Origin of the sequence: Variovorax sp. YR266 (assembly GCF_900107295.1) — a bacterium.
In the GTDB taxonomy this organism is placed as follows: domain Bacteria; phylum Pseudomonadota; class Gammaproteobacteria; order Burkholderiales; family Burkholderiaceae_C; genus Variovorax.
This window is the reverse complement of sequence record NZ_FNPM01000003.1, coordinates 324,688-340,473: the sequence shown is the minus strand read 5'-3', so window position 1 is coordinate 340,473 and position 15,786 is coordinate 324,688. Positions and strand designations below refer to the sequence as shown.

At 67.4% G+C, this 15,786-nt stretch carries 17 protein-coding genes; 6 read left to right on the top strand and 11 right to left on the bottom strand.

Going from position 1 to position 15,786, the window contains the following annotated elements:
* Positions 1-12 precede the first annotated feature (12 nt).
* The 3 genes from BLW48_RS10760 to speD are packed head-to-tail and all read right to left on the bottom strand — an operon-like array spanning position 13 to position 2,530.
* Positions 13-1,416 carry an aminopeptidase P N-terminal domain-containing protein gene (locus BLW48_RS10760; protein ID WP_093174567.1) on the bottom strand — a complete coding sequence of 468 codons (1,404 nt, stop codon included), beginning with the start codon at positions 1,414-1,416 and terminating at the stop codon, positions 13-15.
* On the bottom strand, positions 1,413-2,126 hold the full coding sequence (locus BLW48_RS10755; RefSeq protein ID WP_093174923.1) for a nucleotidyltransferase family protein: 714 nt from the start codon (positions 2,124-2,126) through the stop codon (positions 1,413-1,415). Before BLW48_RS10755 ends, BLW48_RS10760 begins: the two co-directional genes overlap by 4 nt.
* Before the next feature lie 23 nt (positions 2,127-2,149).
* Positions 2,150-2,530 (bottom strand): adenosylmethionine decarboxylase, encoded by a 381-nt coding sequence (speD, locus tag BLW48_RS10750; RefSeq protein WP_093174565.1) that lies wholly within the window; start codon positions 2,528-2,530, stop codon positions 2,150-2,152.
* A gap of 145 nt (positions 2,531-2,675) precedes the next feature.
* On the opposite strand from speD, the gene tkt reads away from it, so the two are divergent.
* Together tkt and gap are read left to right on the top strand one after the other, a co-directional pair.
* The gene (gene tkt / locus BLW48_RS10745) at positions 2,676-4,730 is read left to right on the top strand and encodes a transketolase (protein ID WP_093174563.1); all 2,055 of its coding nucleotides are present in this window, start codon (positions 2,676-2,678) and stop codon (positions 4,728-4,730) included.
* A gap of 49 nt (positions 4,731-4,779) precedes the next feature.
* The gene (gene gap, locus BLW48_RS10740) at positions 4,780-5,781 is read left to right on the top strand and encodes a type I glyceraldehyde-3-phosphate dehydrogenase (protein ID WP_093076388.1); all 1,002 of its coding nucleotides are present in this window, start codon (positions 4,780-4,782) and stop codon (positions 5,779-5,781) included.
* A 64-nt stretch (positions 5,782-5,845) separates the two neighbouring features.
* On the opposite strand, the gene BLW48_RS10735 is transcribed toward gap, so the two are convergent.
* The 3 genes from BLW48_RS10735 to BLW48_RS10725 form a co-directional block, all read right to left on the bottom strand.
* Positions 5,846-6,394 (bottom strand): hypothetical protein, encoded by a 549-nt coding sequence (locus tag BLW48_RS10735; RefSeq protein ID WP_256330751.1) that lies wholly within the window; start codon positions 6,392-6,394, stop codon positions 5,846-5,848.
* Between the two features lie 93 nt (positions 6,395-6,487).
* A complete protein-coding gene (locus BLW48_RS10730) occupies positions 6,488-7,081 on the bottom strand; it encodes a YajG family lipoprotein (RefSeq protein ID WP_093174561.1) in 594 nt (197 codons plus the stop codon).
* A gap of 123 nt (positions 7,082-7,204) precedes the next feature.
* Complete coding sequence (locus BLW48_RS10725; protein ID WP_093055072.1) at positions 7,205-7,513, bottom strand: putative quinol monooxygenase; 309 nt, start codon at positions 7,511-7,513, stop codon at positions 7,205-7,207.
* 113 nt (positions 7,514-7,626) lie between these two features.
* Here BLW48_RS10725 and BLW48_RS10720 point away from each other — a divergent pair, with 113 nt between their 5' ends.
* A complete protein-coding gene (locus BLW48_RS10720) occupies positions 7,627-8,952 on the top strand; it encodes an Nramp family divalent metal transporter (RefSeq protein ID WP_093174559.1) in 1,326 nt (441 codons plus the stop codon).
* Here BLW48_RS10720 and BLW48_RS10715 read toward each other — a convergent pair.
* The 3 genes from BLW48_RS10715 to BLW48_RS10705 form a co-directional block, all read right to left on the bottom strand.
* Complete coding sequence (locus BLW48_RS10715; protein ID WP_093174557.1) at positions 8,949-9,287, bottom strand: protealysin inhibitor emfourin; 339 nt, start codon at positions 9,285-9,287, stop codon at positions 8,949-8,951. The genes BLW48_RS10720 and BLW48_RS10715 overlap by 4 nt on opposite strands.
* Positions 9,284-10,369, bottom strand: a complete 1,086-nt coding sequence (locus BLW48_RS10710) for a M4 family metallopeptidase (RefSeq protein WP_093174555.1) — start codon at positions 10,367-10,369, stop codon at positions 9,284-9,286. Before BLW48_RS10710 ends, BLW48_RS10715 begins: the two co-directional genes overlap by 4 nt.
* A gap of 78 nt (positions 10,370-10,447) precedes the next feature.
* On the bottom strand, positions 10,448-11,377 hold the full coding sequence (locus BLW48_RS10705; RefSeq protein ID WP_093055080.1) for a LysR family transcriptional regulator: 930 nt from the start codon (positions 11,375-11,377) through the stop codon (positions 10,448-10,450).
* 114 nt (positions 11,378-11,491) lie between these two features.
* On the opposite strand from BLW48_RS10705, the gene BLW48_RS10700 reads away from it, so the two are divergent.
* The 3 genes from BLW48_RS10700 (at position 11,492) to BLW48_RS10690 (ending at position 14,051) form a co-directional block, all read left to right on the top strand.
* Positions 11,492-12,583 (top strand): tartrate dehydrogenase, encoded by a 1,092-nt coding sequence (locus BLW48_RS10700; RefSeq protein WP_093055082.1) that lies wholly within the window; start codon positions 11,492-11,494, stop codon positions 12,581-12,583.
* 72 nt (positions 12,584-12,655) lie between these two features.
* Complete coding sequence (locus BLW48_RS10695; RefSeq protein WP_093174553.1) at positions 12,656-13,666, top strand: tripartite tricarboxylate transporter substrate binding protein; 1,011 nt, start codon at positions 12,656-12,658, stop codon at positions 13,664-13,666.
* A gap of 94 nt (positions 13,667-13,760) precedes the next feature.
* Positions 13,761-14,051 (top strand): YciI family protein, encoded by a 291-nt coding sequence (locus BLW48_RS10690; RefSeq protein ID WP_093055086.1) that lies wholly within the window; start codon positions 13,761-13,763, stop codon positions 14,049-14,051.
* Between the two features lie 21 nt (positions 14,052-14,072).
* Here BLW48_RS10690 and BLW48_RS10685 read toward each other — a convergent pair whose 3' ends face one another.
* Entirely contained in the window at positions 14,073-15,131 is a 1,059-nt protein-coding gene (locus BLW48_RS10685) for a pirin family protein (RefSeq protein WP_218137502.1), read from the bottom strand.
* A gap of 160 nt (positions 15,132-15,291) precedes the next feature.
* Positions 15,292-15,714 carry a VOC family protein gene (locus BLW48_RS10680; protein WP_093174549.1) on the bottom strand — a complete coding sequence of 141 codons (423 nt, stop codon included), beginning with the start codon at positions 15,712-15,714 and terminating at the stop codon, positions 15,292-15,294.
* Positions 15,715-15,786 lie beyond the last annotated feature (72 nt).

Here is a 15,786-nt window from a genome sequence, read left to right as displayed (position 1 = left end):
GGCGTCCGGGCGTCAGGCCCGCATCAGCGCCTCGATCTCGTCCGCCTTCACGGGCACGCCGCGAGAAATGAGCTCGCAGCCGGTGGCCGTGACGATCGCGTCGTCCTCGATGCGGATGCCGATGTTGTGGAACTGCTCCGGCACGCCGTCGGCGGGCCGCACGTAGATGCCGGGTTCCAGCGTCAGCACCATGCCGGGATGCAGGATGCGGCTGGGCCGGTTCTTGATGACCTCGTTCGACAGCGGATCTTTCCGTTCGCTCACCTCGCCGACCTGGGTGGGCTCGACGTAGCTGCCGCAGTCGTGCACGTCCATGCCGAGCCAGTGGCCGGTGCGGTGCATGTAGAACTGGAAGTAGGCGCGCGAGTCGATCACGTCCTGCACGCCGCCGACCTTGTTGGCATCGAGCAGGCCGAAGTCGAGCATGCCCTGCGCCAGCACCTTCACCGCGGCGTCGTGCGGGTCGGTGAAGCGGTTGCCGGCTTTGGTGGCGGCGGCCGCGGCGTCCTGGCTGGCCAGCACCAGGTCGTACAGCGCGCGCTGCGGGCCGCTGAACTTGCCGTCGCCCGGAAAGGTGCGCGTGATGTCGCTGGCATAGCCGTCGAGTTCGCAGCCCGCGTCGATCAGCACCAGTTCGCCCTTGCGCACCGGCGCCGCATCGGCGCGGTAGTGCAGCACGCAGGCATTGGCGCCGGCTGCGACGATGGAGTAGTAGGCCGGGTACTGCGAGCCTCCGAGGCGGAATTCATGCAGCAGCTCGGCGTCGAGGTGGTACTCGCGCGCATCCTTGCCCTCGCGCAGCATGCGGGCCGACAGCTGCATCGCGCGGATGTGCGCACGGGCGCTGATCTGCGCGGCGCGGCGCATGATGTCCTGCTCGTGCGCGTCCTTGATCAGGCGCATTTCGTCGAGCGGGCCGCACAGGTCGCGCTGTTCCTCGGGGCACAGCGCGCCGTAGCGCACGCGGGCGCGCACCGACTGCAGCCAGCCGTCGATGCGGGTCTCCAGGCCCTTGTGGATGGCGAACGGGAACCACACGGTCGAGCGGTTCTCGAGCAGCTTGGGCAGCTTCGCGTCGAGGTCGGTAACAGAAAAGGCCTCGTCGACGCCGAGTGCCGCGGGCGCCGCGTCGGGGCCGAGGCGGTAGCCGTCCCAGATCTCGCGCTCCAGGTCTTTCGGCGCGCAGAACAGCGTGGCGCGGCCGTCGCCCGCCAGCACCAGCCAGGCGTTGGGCTCGGTGAAGCCGGTCAGGTAATAGAAGTAGCTGTCGTGGCGGTACAGGAAGTCGGTGTCGCGGTTACGCGGGCGCTCGGGCGCGGTCGGGATGATCGCGATGCCATCCTTGCCCAGTTGCGAGGCGAGGCGCGCGCGGCGCTCGGCGTAGATCGTCGTCGTGGAGGCTGCTGCTGAAGTCATCTTGGCGTGGTGTTCAGTTGGGCGAGTCGTTCGGGGGTGCCCACATCGGTCCAGGGGCCGGTGTAGAGCTCGGCGCTCACGAGTTCATTGTCCATCGCGGCGCGCAGGATCGGCGCCAATGGGGCTTTGCGGCCGGCCGGGTTGCCGGGGGGGATGTCGCAGTACGGCGGTGCGAAGAGCGCGGCGCGGTAGAGGCCGATGGTCGAGAAGGTGAACTTCTCGGGCGCGGTGTTGAGCGCGAGGCCGTCCGCCGAGAGGCCGAAATCGCCCTTCAGGTTGTGCACCGGGTTCGGCACCAGCCACAGGTGCGCGAGCTTGCCGCTGGCGATGAAACGGTCGACCGAGGCCTGCGAGAAGGCGAAATCCGGCGCGAACACGTCGCCGGCCGCGACCCAGAACACGTCGCCGAGCAGGGGCAGCGCACGGACGATGCCGCCGGCCGTTTCGAGTGCGCCGCCGAAGTCGCGGCCCTCGTCGGAGTATGAAATTGATAGCGCAATACGCCCATCCAGCAAGGGAGTCAGGCCGAATCTGTCAGAAATCTGCGCGCCGAGCCAGTCGGTGTTGACCACCAGCTCGGTGAACCCGCCGGCGGCCAGCGCCTCCATCGGCCACTGCATCAGGGGCTTGCCGCGCACTTCGAGCAGGGGCTTGGGCGTGGCGTCGGTCAGCGGCCGCATGCGCTCGCCGCGCCCGGCGGCCAGGATCATCGCCCGCACCGAGGTCACCGCACTCACGCCGAGACCCGGCCGCGCTGCAGCTCGTTGCGTTCGCTATGAAGGGGCTGGAACAGCGACACCAGGCACTCCATCAGCGCATGTGCCTTGGCCGAATGGTCGCCGCCGAAGTTGCAGACGTACACGTCGAGCGTCACGCCGCGCTGCTCGGGCCAGGTGTGGATGCACAGGTGCGATTCGGCCAGCAGCACCGTGGCCGTGACGCCGCCCGGCCCCTGCGGCGTGGCGGGAAAGGAGTGAACTATCTTGCCCACCGCCTGCAGTCCCGCGGCCGACACCGCCTTGATGCAGACCGCCCCCAAGGCGGGGCCGTCGGTGAGCCATTGAAGGCCGCATTGGCAGTCGTGAAGGTCGGCGGTGAGGTGCAGCCCATGCATGGGTGGCAACTCTAGCAGTCCGCCCGCCGCACAAGAACATCGGAAGGGTGTTCAGGCCGTATCGGGGCCGGTCTGGGCTCGCCCGGTAAAATCGCGGGTTCTCCCGACCCCAATCCTCCCTTTTCCCTCCGAAAGTCCACCGCACATGGCAAACCACGCCCTGATGGCCAACGCAATCCGCGCTCTGGCTATGGATGCCGTCCAACAAGCAAATTCCGGACATCCGGGCGCACCGATGGGCATGGCCGACATGGCCGTCGCACTCTGGGGCGAACACCTGCGCTACAACCCCGCGAACCCGCATTGGTTCGACCGCGACCGCTTCGTGCTGTCGAACGGCCACGCCTCGATGCTGCTGTACTCGGTGCTGCACCTCACCGGCTACGACCTGCCCATCGGCGAGCTCAAGAACTTCCGCCAGCTGCACAGCAAGACCGCCGGCCACCCTGAAGTCGACGTGACCCCGGGCGTGGAAACCACCACCGGCCCGCTGGGCCAGGGCATCACCAATGCCGTGGGCTTCGCGCTGGCCGAGAAGCTGCTCGCCGCCGAGTTCAACCGCAAGGACCACGACGTGGTCGACCATCACACCTACGCCTTCCTGGGCGACGGCTGCATGATGGAAGGCATCAGCCACGAAGCCTGCGCGCTCGCCGGCGCCTGGCACCTGAACAAGCTGATCGCGCTGTACGACGACAACGGCATCAGCATCGACGGCCAGGTCAAGCCCTGGTACATCGACAACGTCGCCGAACGCTTCCACGCCTATGGCTGGCACGTGATCGGCCCGATCGACGGCAACGACGCCGCCGAAGTGTCCAAGGCCATCGCCAAGGCCAAGCAGTCGACCGACAAGCCCACGCTGATCAACTGCAAGACCGTCATCGGCAAGGGCAGCCCGAACCGCGCCGGTACCGCCAAGGCGCACGGCGAGGCGCTCGGCGCCGAAGAAATCAAGCTCACGCGCGACGCCATCGACTGGCACTACCCGGCCTTCGAGATCCCGGCCGAGGTGTACGCCGACTGGGACCACAAGGAAGCCGGCGCCAAGACCGAAGCTGCGTGGAACGACAAGATCGCCGCTTACGGCGCCGCGTTCCCCGAACTCGCCGCCGAGTTCACCCGCCGCATGAAGGGCGAGCTGCCCAAGGACTTCCACCAGGTCGCCTTCGACACCGTGGTCGCCGCCCACACCAAGGCAGAGACCGTGGCCAGCCGCAAGGCCAGCCAGCTCGCGCTCGAAGCCTTCACGGCCGCGCTGCCCGAAATGCTCGGCGGCAGCGCCGACCTGACCGGCTCGAACCTCACCAACACCAAGAGCACCGCCGCTCTGCGCTTCGATTCGAAGACCGGCGCCGTGGTCCGCACCGAGCCCACCGAACAGCACCCCGAAGGCCAGATCGGCCGCCACATCAACTACGGCGTGCGCGAATTCGGCATGGCCGCCATCATGAACGGCGTGTCGCTGCACGGCGGCTACATCCCCTACGGCGGCACCTTCCTCACCTTCAGCGACTACAGCCGCAACGCCATCCGCATGGCCGCGCTGATGAAGCGCCGCGTGGTGCACGTGTTCACGCACGACTCCATCGGCCTGGGCGAAGACGGCCCGACGCACCAGTCGATCGAGCACGCCGCCTCGCTGCGCCTCATTCCGAACCTCGACGTCTGGCGTCCGGGCGACACGGCGGAAACTGCCGTGGCCTGGGCCGTGGCGCTGCAGAACCAGTCGCGCCCCACGGCGCTGCTGCTGAGCCGCCAGAACATCGCCTACGCGGCGAAGTCGGAGCTGGGCGACATCAGCCGTGGCGCCTACGTGCTGTCCGAGCCGGAAGCCGTCGGCCTGAAGAACAAGAAGACCGTGGCCGTGATCATCGCCACCGGTTCGGAAGTGCAGCTCGCGATTGCCGCGCAGAAGCTGCTGGCCGACAAGAAGATCGCCGTGCGCGTGGTGTCGATGCCCTCGACCACCACCTTCGACCGCCAGGACCTCGCCTACAAGAAGGCCGTGCTGCCGAAGAAGCTGCCGCGCATCGCCGTCGAAATGGGCTGCACCGGCGGCTGGTGGAAGTACGGCTGCGCCGCCGTCGTCGGCATCGACACGTACGGCGAATCGGCGCCCGCGCCGGAGCTGTTCAAGTACTTCGGATTCACGGCGGAGAACGTGGCCGCTACGGTGGAAGCCGCATTGCGCGACTGATCGCGCCGGTTCACGACAAACAAGTTTTTCAACCTTAGGAGCAAGTCAGATGGCTATCAAACTCGGTATCAACGGCTTCGGCCGCATCGGTCGCAACGTGCTGCGCGCAGCAGTGCAGAACTTCAAGAACGACATCGAGATCGTTGCCATCAACGACTTGCTCGAGCCCGACTACCTCGCCTACATGCTCCAGTACGACTCGGTGCATGGCCGCTTCAAGGGCGAAGTCACGGTTGAAGGCAACACGCTGATCGTGAACGGCAAGAAGATCCGCCTGACGCAGGAGCGCGACCCTGCGCAACTGAAGTGGAACGAAGTCGGCGCCGACGTCGTGCTCGAATCGACCGGCCTCTTCCTCACCAAGGAAACGGCGCAGAAGCACATCGACGCGGGCGCGAAGAAGGTCATTCTGTCGGCACCGTCGAAGGACGACACCCCCATGTTCGTCTACGGCGTGAACGACAAGAAGTACGCCGGCGAAGCCATCGTCAGCAACGCAAGCTGCACCACCAACTGCCTGGCCCCGCTGGCCAAGGTGCTGAACGACAAGTGGGGCATCAAGCGCGGCCTGATGACCACCGTGCACGCTGCCACCGCCACGCAGAAGACCGTGGACGGCCCGAGCAACAAGGACTGGCGCGGCGGCCGCGGCATCCTGGAAAACATCATTCCCTCGAGCACCGGCGCTGCCAAGGCCGTGGGCGTGGTGATCCCCGAGCTCAACAAGAAGCTCACGGGCATGAGCTTCCGCGTGCCGACCTCCGACGTGTCGGTGGTCGACCTGACGGTCGAGCTGGTGAAGGAAGCCACGTACAAGGAAATCTGCGCCGAAATGAAGGCACAGAGCGAAGGCGCGCTCAAGGGCGTGCTGGGCTACACCGAAGACAAGGTGGTGGCCACCGATTTCCGCGGCGACCCGCGCACCTCGATCTTCGACGCCGAAGCCGGCATCGCGCTCGACGGCACCTTCGTGAAGCTCGTGAGCTGGTACGACAACGAATGGGGCTACTCGAACAAGTGCCTGGAGATGGTGAAGGTCGTTTCGAAGTAAGGCTTCGCGGCTTCAGCAAAAAACGCGCCTTCGGGCGCGTTTTTTATTGGGCTCTTGCCCACCGTTATCGCAGCTTCTCGTTCCTGCGAATTTCGCTGCTCAGCTGCGAGGTCAATCGCGTTGCAGCCCTTCGAGCCGCCAATCCGAAGTCGCCCTTGAACTCGCCGAACTCCGCAGTGCCGTTGCCCGTCGCACGCACGTGCGTGACCTCGGCGCCGGCAGCATCGGTCACCACGCACGACACCTCGGCCGTGAACGAGGTCGGCGGCCAGCTGATGAGGGACGACGAGCTGGAGTCGGTCTTGATGCGCGGCGCGAACACCAGCGACACGCCGGCCGCCTCGTTCGCCTTCGCGTCACCGGCGGTGCGCAGCACCACCACGTCGCGGTACACCGCGCGCAGCGCATCGCGGATCGACTTCTCCAGGTCGCGGTACGGGTAGTAGCTCACGCGGTCGCCGCTGCCGCCGGGGGTGATGACTTCCAGGTCGCGATCGGCATCGGTCATCACGTAGGCGACCTTCTTCTGAATCAGGTGCGCCTGCGAACGCTGCGGCGCGGTCTCGGTGATCATCGTGATCGGATGCACGCAGCCAGCGAGCATGGATGACATCAGTGCCACGAGTGCCGCGCCCGCAACACGTCGAATCGCGGTCATCGGAAGTAAGAAGAACATCATCATCGAAGCGCCTCCAGGCCTGTGACGTCAGCGGCCGATGGCGGCCACGAACTGCGGATCGGCATACACCTGCCGCAGCAAGGCGCGCACGAGGCGCGGGTACGCGGCCTGTCCGGCCGGCACGGCGACGATGCTCGCGTAGCTCGAATCGAAGGCGGTCTCCGCGCGGTAGGTCTTGCGCAGGCGTTGCGCGCCCTCGCGCGTGACGGTGACTTCGACGTCCATGCGGCCGGTGCCGTTGATCACGCCGAGGTCGATCTCGTTGACCAGGATGCGCGCCGCGATGCGCGTGGGCGCCTTCGGGTCGTAGACGGAGATTTCGCTGAGGTCGCGCATCAGCGCGTCCTGCAGGTATTGCGCGAAGCTGCCGCTGGGTGACAGCAGCCTGGCGCTGCGAAGGTGCACGGTGTTGACCTTGTCTTCCGGCTCGGTCGGTTGCGCTTTCACGAGCGCCACGGGGCCGGGGCGCGTGGCCTCGAGGCGGTCGAGCGTCTCGTAGTCGGCCGCGTAGGGCGGCGCCAGCAACGGCGCGCAGCCGGTGGTCAGAACAAGGGCGGCCAGTAGTGCGCCGGGCGCGAGCCGGGCGCGCAAGCGGAAACCTCGCGAACGAAAGATCGCCATGCCTGCAGTCCCTCTCTCCATGCGGCCGTGCGATGCATACATGGTGCATCCGCGATGCCTGCTCCCCGGCGCGACGGTAGCACGCATCGCGCGGCGCGCGAAGGCGGGAAACTCAGGCCAGCTTCAGACCGGTTCGAGCACGTGGATCAGCTTGCTCTCGGTGAACTCTTTCGTCTTCTCGCTGTGGGCCTTCATGTGCGGTGCGACCGCATGCGCCTGCAGATGTGCCAGCGTTTGCCATTTCTCGACGACCACGAAAGTGTCTGGGCCGAAGCTGGCCTTCGAAGTCGGGATGCCCTGCGCATCGACCGTGGCGCCGTATTCGATGCAGCCCTCCTCGGCCAGCACGGCCGCGCGATTGGCGGCAAAGGCTTCGAGCAATTTGGCGCGCTGGCCCGGCTTGGCGGTGATGACGGCGACGACGTGAATCATTGAAAGAGTCTCCAGTAGCTAAGGTAGTAGGACGGTCGAATCTAAGAGATTCGGCGCCGTCGCGCTGGTCCGGTCCGCGACAACACCACGGCCTTGTCCCTATCATCGCCCGCATGTTCTTCCCGCTGCCCCGCACGGCCACTGCGCCCTTCTGCCCTTCCGAAGTGAAAGGCAGCGTGGCCGTCCCGCAAGACCTGCCTTTCTTCAAGAAGCTGATGCGCTACGCGGGCCCCGGCCTGCTGGTGTCGGTCGGCTACATGGACCCGGGCAACTGGGCGACCGACATCGAGGCCGGCTCTCGCTTCGGCTACGGCCTGCTGTTCGTGGTGCTGCTCGCGAGCCTCGCGGCGATGCTGCTGCAGACGCTGTGCGTGCGGCTGGGGCTCGTGGCGCAGAAGGACCTGGCGCGTGCCTGCCGCGAACACTACTCGCCGCGTGTCAATCGCCTGCTGTGGCTCGGCGCCGAGCTGGCCATCGTGGCCTGCGACCTCGCCGAGGTGCTGGGCAGTGCGCTCGCGCTGCATCTGCTGTTCGGCGTATCGATTCCGGTGGGCATCGCCATCACGGCCTTCGACACGCTGCTGGTGCTGGGCCTGCAGGGCGCGGGCTTCCGCCGTGTCGAGGCCATCGTGCTCGGGCTGGTCGGCACCATCGCGGGCTGCTTCGTCGTCGAGCTGGCGATGGCGCCGCCCAACTGGTTCGGCGTGGCGATGGGCTTCGGCCCGAGCCTGGAGCGGCTGCACCAGCCGGGCGCGCTGTACCTGGCCATCGGCGTCGTCGGCGCAACGGTGATGCCGCACAACCTGTACCTGCATTCGTCCATCGTGCAGACCCGGCTGATTGCCGACACCGACTCGGCGCGCCGCGAGGCGGTGCGCTTCTGCACGCTCGACGCGGTGGTGTCGCTGTCGCTCGCGCTGCTGGTCAACGCGGCCATCATGGTGCTCGCGGCCAGCGCCTTCCATGCCACGGGACACCGCGAAGTGACCGAGATCGACGACGCCTACCGGCTGCTCGAACCCATCGTCGGCAGTGCTTTCGCGGCCACGCTGTTCGGCATTGCGCTGCTGGCGTCGGGGCAAAGCTCGACCTTCACCGGCACCATCGCGGGCCAGATCATCATGGAAGGTTTTCTCGACCTGAAGATCCCGTGCTGGCAGCGCCGGCTGATCACGCGCGGGCTGGCGTTGGGCCCGGCCTGGCTTGGCGTCTGGTGGTTCGGCGATGGTGGCGTGGGCAAGATGCTGGTGCTCAGCCAGGTGGTGCTGAGCTTCCAGCTGCCCTTTGCGATGTGGCCGCTGATCCGCTTCACGAGCAGCCGCGCGATGATGGGCGGCTTTGCCAACGGCCCGGTGGTGAAGTCGCTGGCCTGGCTCTTGTTCGGCGTGATCAGCGCGGCCAACGTGTGGCTGGTCGCCACGGTGGTCTCGGGCAACTAGCGCTTGCCCGCGTCCTTCCACAGGTGCACCAGCGCCTCGGGCGCCTCGGCTTCCGGCACCTCGAAGCTCACGGAAATCTTCTGGTCTTCTCCGGCGCTTTCAACGAGCACCTCGACACGGTAGTAGCGCTGGTCGCCGCTGGACAACGTGGCACCGGCCTGCCCGGCGTACGGCACCGCGCTCTGCAGCGCGTCACCGATCTGCTGGCGCAGTTCGGCGGTGCAGTCGCCGAGCTGGAAGCTGCGCGGCTGCGACAGGCCGGGCATGTAGGCCAGCCCGCCCTCGCGCGTCACGCGCACGATGGTCGCCTTGTCCAGTGGCGGCAGGCGGATCATGGCGAAATCACTCCCACGCCTTGCCAGGCATCAGCCACCGCCTTGTGTACCGCGCTGCCAGCGCCGAAGCGCCGCGAGGCGACGTCGGTGCTGAGCGTTGCGAAGGCCTCGAAATCGGCATCCTGGCGCAGGCGCTTGTCGCATACCGCGTCGTACCAGACACGGCCTGCGGTTTCCCATGCCTGCCCGCCGATGGCCATGGCCGCCAGATAGAAGGCGCGGTTCGGAATGCCTGAGTTGATGTGCACGCCCCCGTTGTCCTGCGAGGTGGTGACGAAGTCCTTCATGTGCGCCGGCTGCGGGTCCTTGCCGATCACCGGGTCGTCGTAGGCGGTGCCGGGCTCGGCCATCGAACGCAGGGCCTTGGCCCTCACGCTCGGCATGAAGAGGCCCGCACCGATCAGCCAGTCGGCCTGCTGCGCCGTCTGCCGCAGCGAGTGCTGCTTGACGAGCACGCCGAACACGTCGCAGATCGATTCGTTGAGCGCGCCGGGCTGCCCCTGGTAGACGAGGCCGGCCTCGTGGTCGATCACGCCGTGCGTGAGCTCGTGGCCGATGATGTCCACCGCGATGGTGAAGCGGTTCATGACCTCGCCGTCGCCATCGCCGAACACCATCTGCTCGCCGTTCCAGAAGGCGTTGTCGTAGTCCTTGCCGTAGTGCACGCTGCCGGTCAGCGGCATGCTCGCGCCGTCGATGGAGTCGCGCTCGTACACGTCGTGGTACAGACGCCAGGTTGCGCCCAGGTAGTCGTAGGCCTCGTCGGCCGCGATGTCGCCGGTGGCGGGCTTGCCCTCGGTGCGCACCAGCTTTCCTGGCAGCGTGGTCGTGCGGGCCGCGTCGTGGATGGCGCGCTCGGGCGAATTCGGCCGCGCCGGACGTGGCCGCGCGGCTGTCGTGCTCGCTGTGCCCGAGGCAAGCTTTGGCGGCACGAAGCCGCGCAGCGCGCGGTGCTCGCGATCGATCGTCAGGGTGTTCACTGCACGCGCGCTGATGGACGCGCTGGCGTGCTCGGCAAGGCGGCTCAGCAGGTACGGCGGTATGAAGCCGGGCGGCAGGATCTGCAGCGTGCGCGACGGCATGGGCGGGCCTTTCGTCGGGTGTCGATTGATCCAGAACACCGTAGCAGAAACACCCGTCCGCGCTTGTCGGATCGAAGCTCAAGCCCTCGGCGGCATGTCGTCTTTTCCGAGCGCGGCGGCCATGAAGTCGACGAAAGTTCGCACGCGTGCCGACAGCTGGTGGCGCTGCGGGTACACCGCGTAGATGTCGGCGTCGGGCGTGCGGTAGTTGGCCAGCACCTGCACCAGCCGGCCGCTGCGCAGGTAGCGCGCGATGTCCCACTCGGCGCGCATCAGGATGCCATGGCCGTCCAGGGCCCAGTTGACCGCGATTTCGCCGTCGTTGGTGCTGAGCGCACCGCGCGTCTTCACGGCCTCGGTGCGCTGCGCCGTGCCGCGTCCGGTGCTCAGCCGCCAGATGCCATAGGCCTCGTCGCCCTGGCGGATGCCGATGCAGCGGTGGTGCGTGAGGTCGTTGGGCACCTTGGGCTGCCCGGCGCGCGCCAGGTAGGCGGGCGAAGCGCACAGCAGCCGCCGGTTCGACGCGATGCGCCGCGCGATCACACGGGCCTCGGGCGGCGCGCCGAAGCGGATGCAGACGTCGAAGGCGTCGTCGGTCAGCGGCGGTGGATTGACCGAGAGCTGCAGCTGCACCTCCACCTGCGGATGCCTGCGTGCGAACTTCGAGATCAGCGGCGCCACGTGGCTGCGGCCGAAACCCAGCGTGGCGTTCACGCGCAGCAGGCCCTGCGCCTCGCCCTTCGCGCCGCCCAGCAGCTGCGCCATGTCGTCGATCTCGCCGAGGATGCGGCGCGCGTGCGCCACGTAGAGCTCGCCCTCGGGCGTGAGGCTCATGCGCCGCGTGGTGCGGTTCACCAGCGTCACGCCCAGGCGCGTCTCCATCTGCGCGAGCCGCTTGCTCACCGCGGGCGTGCTGATGCCGAGTTCGCGCGCTGCGGCGCTCAGGCTGCCGCAGGCCGCGAGCGAGGAGAAAAAGCCGAGGTCGGCGGGCTGGACCGGAGCAACCATGAGCGATCCGATTGTTGAATTGAGGTTAATGATGGATTCACTTCTGGCGTGAATCATTCGGCGCATCGGATCCTACAGTGGGCCACCACCACTACAGCGCACACAAGGACATCGATGAGCAGCTACAGCATTGCCACCATTCCCGGCGACGGCATCGGCAAGGAAGTGATCCCGGCGGGGCGCCAGGTGATGGAGGCGCTGGCCGCGGCCTCCGGCGGCGCCCTGCATTTCAGCTTCGAAGACTTCGGCTGGGGCGGCGACTGGTACCGCGCGCACGGCGAGATGATGCCGGCCGACGGCCTCGACGCGCTGCGCAAGAAAGACGCGATTCTTTTCGGCTCCGCGGGCGACCCGCACATTCCCGACCACATCACGCTGTGGGGCCTGCGCCTGAAGATCTGCCAGGGCTTCGACCAGTACGCCAACGTGCGGCCCACGCGCATCCTGCCGGGCATCGACGGACCGCTCAAGCGATGCGCTCCGGGCCAGCTCGACTGGGTGATCGTGCGCGAGAACTCCGAGGGCGAGTACGCCGGCGTCGGCGGCCGCGTGCACCAGGGCCACCCCATCGAAGCCGCCACCGACGTGAGCATGATGACCCGCGCGGGCGTCGAACGCATCATGCGTTTCGCTTTCAAGCTCGCTCGTTCGCGGCCGCGCAAGCTGCTCACCGTGGTCACCAAGAGCAACGCGCAGCGCCACGCGATGGTGATGTGGGACGAGATCGCGCTGCAGATCTCGAAGGAGTTCCCCGACGTGAGCTGGGACAAGGAACTGGTCGACGCCTGCACCGCGCGCATGGTCAACCGCCCGGCCTCGCTCGACACCATCGTCGCCACCAACCTGCACGCCGACATCCTCAGCGACCTCGCCGCCGCGCTGGCGGGCAGCCTGGGCATTGCGCCCACCGGCAACATCGATCCGGAGCGGCGCTATCCGTCGATGTTCGAGCCCATCCACGGTTCGGCCTTCGACATCATGGGCAAGGGGCTGGCCAATCCGGTCGGCACCTTCTGGTCGGTGGTGATGCTGCTCGAGCACCTGGGCGAGGCCGAGGCCGCGCGCCGCGTGATGGCTGCGGTGGAGCACGTCACGGCCAACCCGTCGCTGCACACGCGCGACCTGGGCGGCAGCGCGACCACCGAGCAGGTGACGCGCGCGGTGTGCGCGCACATTGCCGGCGAGCCCGTGCGGCTTGCGGCCTGACCGATTCGAGCGACACGACGGTATCCGCGCGCCTCGATGCGCGCATCACAACAACGAGCCGGAGACAACACCATGACAGCAGCTTCTTTCCCCCAGCGCCACCGGCGCACGGTGCTTCGGGCCGCGGCGCTCGCGCTCGGCCTCGGCGCCTCTGCGCTGGCGCTTGCGCAGCAGGCACCAGCCAACTGGCCGACGCGGCCCATCAGCCTCGTCGTGCCCTTCCCCGCCGGCGGCACCACCGACGTGCTGGCGCGCGCGCTGGCTGACAAGCTTTCGCAGTCACTCGGCCAGCCGGTGGTGGTCGAGAGCAAGCCCGGCGCCGGCGCCACGCTTGGCGCCGACTACGTGGCCAAGGCCAAGCCGGACGGCTACACGCTGCTGATGGGGGCGGTGCACCACACCATCGCGACCAGCGTCTACAAGAAGCTGCCCTACGACTTCCAGAAAGACCTGGCGCCGATCACCGTCGTGGCCATGGTGCCCAACGTGCTGGTCATCAACGCCGCGAACACGCCCGCGAAGAACGTGGCCGAACTGGTTGCGCTCGCCAAGGCCGAGCCCGGCAAGCTGGCCTACGGCTCCAATGGCAACGGCACGGCGCAGCACCTGATCGGCACGCAGTTCCAGTCCAGCACCGGCACCACGCTGCTGCACGTGCCCTACAAGGGCAGCGGCCCGCTCACCACCGACCTGCTCGGCGGCCAGGTGGCGATGTCCTTCGACACCATCACGCCGGTGCTGCAGCACATCAAGGGCGGCAAGCTGCGCGCGCTGGCCGTGACCACGGCGCGCCGCTCGTCGGTGCTGCCCGACGTGCCGACGCTGGAGGAAGCGGGGCTCAAGGGCTTCGACATCGGCACCTGGTTCGGCGTGCTTGCGCCGGCCGCCACGCCGAAGGAGATCGTCGCGCGCCTCAACGCCGAGATGGTGAAGATCATCCACTCGCCCGATTTTGCGCAGCGCATGCAGGCCATCGGCGCCGAGCCGCTGGGCGGCACGCAGGAAGAGATGGCGCGGCAGATCCGGGAAGAGACAGCCCGATTCGCGAAACTCGTCAAAGAGGGCGGAGTGGCGATCGACTAGCGAGCAGTCTGTTACGGGTGTGCACACCTCGCCCGGGCGGGCGTCTTGCCAAGGTCATAGGATCGGGGCTTCCGAATTCACCGCAGCCCTGCCCATGTTCATCGTCACCCTCACCTACATCCGCCCGCTCGAAGAAGTCGACGCGCTGATGGACCCGCACATGGTCTGGTTGAGGAAGCACTACGAAAGCGGGCTGTTCGTGGCTTCGGGCCGCCAGGTGCCGCGCACGGGTGGCGTGATCCTCGCCCGGTCGGGCGACCGTGAAGGGCTGGAGGCCGTGCTGGCGCGCGATCCGTTCGTGCAGGGCGGCGTGGCGCGCGCCGACGTGACCGAGTTCGTGCCCAGCATGACGGCCCCCAGCATCGAGGTGATCAAGACGTTCTGACGAAGAACGTCTTTTTTTTGCTCAGGCTCCCGGCACTTCTTCGTGGCCGCCGGGGTGCCGCGCAAAGCGCGCGGCCTCGCGGTCGTGCACCGGCGCCGGATCGTCCCACGGCCAGCCACCGAACTGCGTGCGGCGGTAGTCGGCCATGGTCTGGCTGATCTCGGCCTGCGTGTTCATCACGAAGGGGCCGTACTGCGCCACCGGCTCGGCGATCGGGCGGCCCTGCAACACCAGGAACTCGCTCGTCTCGTCGTTGCCGTTGACGATCTCGACGGCCGCATCCGCGCGCAGCTCGACAGCGGCCGGGCCTTCCACGCGCTCGCCGGCAATGTGCGCCACCACTCCCTTGAAGAAGTACAGCATGCGCCGCGTGCCTTCGCCCGTGGCGGCCGGCAGCGTCCATTGCGCGCCGGGCGTCATCTTCAGCGTCCAGATCGCCACGTCGGCGTCGGCCTGGGCAGCCCATGAGTCGGGCGGCGGCGCCAGCGGCTGGATCGGGTCCTGTCCGCTGGCGGCGTCGCCGAGCCGGCCCGCGATGACTGCAACCTCGGTGCGGCCGCCCTTCGCATCGTCGGAGGCGAAACGCGGAATGGCGTCGGACCAGAACATCGTGAAGTGCGGCTCGGCCATCTTGCTCCTGGCTGGCAGGTTGAGCCAGATCTGGAACAGCTCCAGCGGGTTCGGCGCGCCGGCGTCGAGCAGCGGGAACATTTCAGAGTGCACGATGCCCTTGCCGGCCGTGAGCCACTGCACGTCGCCGCCGCCGAAGCGCGCGGTGGCGCCCAGCGAGTCGGAATGATCGACCAGGCCCTTGCGCACGATGGTCACGGTTTCGAAGCCGCGGTGCGGGTGCGAGGGAAAGCCCGGCACCGTGTCGCCGTGGTACATGCTCCAGCCGTCCTTGCGGCTGAAGTCCTGGCCGATCTGGCGACCGGCCAGCGAGGCCTCGGGGCCCATCTGGCCGTTGGCCTTCGGGTAGGCGTCGTCGTGGTAGACGCAGAACAGGAACGGGTCGATCGTCTGCCACGGGAAGCCGAGTGGCTTGACCTGGACGACGGGGCCCTTGTTGTTGTCAGACATTTCGATATTCCTTTCCATATGGGGCGCGGCCGATGATGCCGCGCCAGTGGATGGAATATCGGGGCGCCGCCGCCTTCCGGTAGAGGCCTTCCGTGCAACAGTGAAGAGCGCGTATGGAACGATGGGCATCGCTCTGGTTCTTCAGCGGCGTGGCGTTACATCACGGGTTCTGGTGTGTCACGGCGGCGTTCGGGTCCATGTACACCAGCTCCCACAGGTGGCCGTCGATGTCCTGGAAGCCGTGGCCGTACATGAAGCCGTAGTCCTTCGGCTCGCCCGGGATGGTGCCTCCGGCCGCCTTTGCCTTGGCCACCAGCTCGTCGACTTCGGCGCGGCTCTCGCACGAGAGGCACAGCAGCACTTCGGTGCTCTTCGACGTGTCGGTGAGGCTCTTGGTGGTGAAGGTCTTGAAGAACTCCTCGACCAGCAGCATGACGTGGATGCTGTCCTTCTGGACGACCATGCATGCGGCATTGGCGTCGGTGAACTGCTCGTTGAAGGTGTAGCCCAGCGCGGCGAAGAAGGTCTTGGTCTTCTCGAGGTTCTTGACGGGGAGGTTCACGAAGATCTGCTTGGTGGCCATGGTGTCGTCCTGTATCGGTGGATGGATGGATGTGGAGGTGTTTCGCGGTGTCTTGTGTACACCGTCCACAAA